Genomic DNA, 1,302 nt, shown 5'->3' on the forward strand with positions numbered 1-1,302 from the left:
ATGTCTAGTCCTGAAATATGGCTACAGGTTAAAAATTGATTTAAGCTGTTTTTAAGTATACCATATTTGGTGTTTTATAGTCTAAAGATAAATGTAATCTTATTTCATTGTATAAATTAATTGCATTTTTTGTTGCTCTTTTAGCGTGAGTCACGTCAGTAAAGGTCTGATCGAGATAGAACTCGTCTTTTAAGATACCGTTTACACGCTCAGCCATTGCATTTTCGTAGCAATGATTTTCTTCAGTCATGCTGATTCCAATCTTTTTTCTCTTAAGAATTTGTGTGTATTGATTGCTACAATATTGTATGCCTCTGTCAGAATGATGAATAAGTTGTTTAATACTCTTCACTTTATTTAAAGCCTTATTAAGAGCTCTAAGACAGCCTTTTAGTTCTAGGCTATCGCTTATGTCATAACCAACGATTTTACGAGAATACATGTCAGTAATGAGGGCTAGATAACAAAACCCTTTTACGGTTCTGATATAGGTTATATCTGACACCCAAACTTGGTTTGGTCTATTCACTTCCAGATCTTTTATAATATTGTTGTACTTATAAAAACGATGGTATGAGTTGGTGGTTCTACTACTGTATTTCTTTCTAAGTGTTAGCATTTTGTGTTTTCTAAGGATATTGAACAAAGTATCTCTACCGACTTTAAGATTGGCTTTGGAAAACTCATTATCTAGTGATACTTTGAGTTTGCGTACACCTTCTCTAGGAAGGAATCTGCGTCTTTTGTGTACTATTTCAATAATCTGTTGTTCGATTTTTAAACGTTTGTCAGCTCTATCTTTATACTTGTAATAAGCATCACGTTTAAGTCCAAAACAATGTGTTATAGTTGTTAAAGAAGCAAATCCCTTAGATTTCTCTTTGGCTTTGATTAAGGCTTTATACTTAGCTTTTTTTTTAATTCATCAACAGATTTGTAACCTAGATCTTCAGCTGCTACTTCTAGGTAAGAATCCAATACCAATGCATCGAGATCCTTTTTAAGCAGTAGTTTTTTAAGCTGTTCAATTTCTTTTTGAAGTGCTTTGATTCTAGATATTTCGTCTTTAGTTTCCACTTTTACTCTGGTGTTCATTAAGTCTTTACGATTATACTTTTTAATCCACTCGTTAACGGTTGTTGGTGCAATAGAGTAGAGTTTGCATAGTTCGCTCTTTGTGTGTTTTCCGGTTGTAAGTTCGTCTAAAATTTTCAGTTTAAAAGGTTCTGAATACCGTCTAATTATTTTGTCATTTTTGTACATAATGTTTAAAATTATGTAGCCTATATTCAGGACGGGTCA

General features: G+C 32.7%; 2 protein-coding genes. Both read right to left on the bottom strand.

Annotated features, from left to right (window positions below; genetic code table 11):
• Window positions 1-40 precede the first annotated feature (40 nt).
• Window positions 41-922, bottom strand: a complete 882-nt coding sequence (locus tag N4270_RS17060; protein ID WP_367399968.1) for an IS3 family transposase — start codon at window positions 920-922, stop codon at window positions 41-43.
• Window positions 892-1,263 (bottom strand): transposase, encoded by a 372-nt coding sequence (locus N4270_RS17065; protein WP_260098562.1) that lies wholly within the window; start codon window positions 1,261-1,263, stop codon window positions 892-894. The genes N4270_RS17060 and N4270_RS17065 overlap by 31 nt, the downstream gene beginning before the upstream one ends.
• Between the last annotated feature and the right edge of the window lie 39 nt (window positions 1,264-1,302).

It is taken from the genome of Psychroserpens sp. SPM9 (assembly GCF_025153525.1).
GTDB lineage: Bacteria > Bacteroidota > Bacteroidia > Flavobacteriales > Flavobacteriaceae > Psychroserpens.

Coding starts and splice junctions, on each gene's coding strand:
- N4270_RS17065 (WP_260098562.1), bottom strand. CDS start 1,263: ATGTACAAAAATGACAAAATAATTAGACGGTATTCAGAACCTTTTAAA.